The sequence below is a fragment of the Mesorhizobium sp. M7A.F.Ca.AU.001.01.1.1 genome, assembly GCF_004022735.1.
Taxonomy (GTDB): Bacteria; Pseudomonadota; Alphaproteobacteria; order Rhizobiales; family Rhizobiaceae; genus Mesorhizobium; species Mesorhizobium ciceri.
The window spans coordinates 1-1,564 of record NZ_RZPF01001034.1; the positions used below are offsets into that span (position 1 = coordinate 1).

Here is a 1,564-nt window from a genome sequence, read left to right on the forward strand (position 1 = left end):
GTCATGGACGATGCCCTGCAAGGTGTCAGCCACGTCGTGCGCGGACAAGATCTGTTTTCCGCCACCGGCGTGCAGCGCCTGCTGCAGCAACTCCTGGGACTGCCGCAACCCGCCTATTTCCATCATCGCCTCATCCTCGGGCCCGACGGGCGAAAACTGTCGAAGAGCCTGGGCGATACCGGCCTTGCCGCCTTGCGCCATGCCGGCGCATCGCCTGACGACATCAGGCGAATGGTCGGGCTTTGAGCCCGGTGAGACCAAGAAGCCACCCCAGATGGGCCGGCGTTGAATTCCGGTGATCTATGGATCAACCGTTTCGCTTTGCGCGCCGGGGTGAACGGGATTAGAGCATCGCCACGGCAATTCTCTCCAGTGCGGCGGACTCCGGAACATGCACAGCATCAAGCGGTTCATTCCCGCCACCTTCGTCGTTCTGTGGGCGACCGGCTTCATTGGCGCGCGCTACGCCATGCCATGGGCGGAGCCGTTCACCTTCCTCGCCGCGCGGTTCGTCATCGCCGCCATCCTGCTGGCCGTCCTGATGCTTGTATTGGGTTCGAAAAAAGCCACCCGCGAGGAGGCGCTGCATGCCACCGGCGCGGGCATCCTGATGCATGGCGTCTATCTCGGCGCTGTGTTCTGGGCCATCCACAGGGGCATGCCGGCCGGCTTTTCGGCCCTCATCGTCGGCCTGCAGCCGCTGATCACGGCGGTGCTGGCCGGCAAATTCCTCGGCGAGGCGATCCTGCCGCGTCACTGGCTTGGCCTTGGCATCGGCCTCATCGGTATCGTCATCGTGCTGTGGCCGAAGCTCGGCGCGCTCGGCGGCGGCGTGACCGCGGCGACATTGACAGCCTCGCTGGTTTCGGTGCTCGGCATGAGCGCCGGCACCATCTGGCAGAAGCGCTTTGCCTCCGGCGGCGACCTCGTCGCGGCGACCATGTGGCAATATGTCGGCGGTGGCTCGCTGATGCTCGTCGCCTCCCTCGCCTTCGAAACCCACACGGTCGTCATCAATGGCGAACTCATCTTCGCCATGGCCTGGCTGGTGCTGGTGCTGTCGCTCGGCGCCATCTTCCTGCTGATGGTGATGATCCGCGACGGCGAGATGTCGAAGGTCGCCTCGCTGTTCTACCTGGTGCCGGCGGTGACGGCGATCATCGCCTGGGCCCTGTTCGACGAGCAGCTCAACGCACTTCAGATTGCCGGCATGGCGATCACGACATTCGGCGTCGGCCTGGCAACGGCGCGGCAGGCCAAGGGAAGAACTGTGGAATTGAGGAATTGAGGAATTGAGGAATTGAGGAATTGAGGAAGAAGCACAGACAGCGCCGGATATGGCCCGCTTTTTCTCCAATTCTTCAGTTCTTCAATTCCTCAATTCGCCCTGTCATCCCACCCGCGCACGCGCCTCCAGATAGCGGCTGATCGCGGCATTGAGCTCGCCGCCGAGGATGAAGATCGCCGACACCATGTAGAGGAAGACCACGGCGATCATGATCGAGGCCAGGCCGGCATAGGTCGTCACATAGGACGAGAAGTGGTCGAGATAGGTGGCGAAGAT

3 protein-coding genes are annotated in these 1,564 nt (G+C 62.9%); 2 read left to right on the forward strand and 1 reads right to left on the reverse strand.

The genetic code is table 11. The annotated features are described in order from the left end of the window. Together EN884_RS35455 and EN884_RS35460 are read left to right on the forward strand one after the other, a co-directional pair. Positions 1-246, forward strand: a 246-nt coding sequence (locus EN884_RS35455; RefSeq protein WP_245492046.1) for a glutamate--tRNA ligase family protein, incomplete at its 5' end; no start/stop codon positions are given. Positions 247-391: 145 nt separating this feature from the next. Beyond that, positions 392-1,288, forward strand: a complete 897-nt coding sequence (locus tag EN884_RS35460) for a DMT family transporter (RefSeq protein WP_063169083.1) — start codon at positions 392-394, stop codon at positions 1,286-1,288. A 102-nt stretch (positions 1,289-1,390) separates the two neighbouring features. Here the strand turns inward: EN884_RS35460 and EN884_RS35465 are convergent. Beyond that, positions 1,391-1,564: YhjD/YihY/BrkB family envelope integrity protein (locus EN884_RS35465; protein WP_206617741.1), on the reverse strand; the 174-nt coding region annotated here is incomplete at its 5' end.

Bases quoted from the DNA above. Each gene is read 5' to 3' on its own strand.
- EN884_RS35460 (WP_063169083.1), top strand. From the start codon at position 392: ATGCACAGCATCAAGCGGTTCATTCCCGCCACCTTCGTCGTTCTGTGG.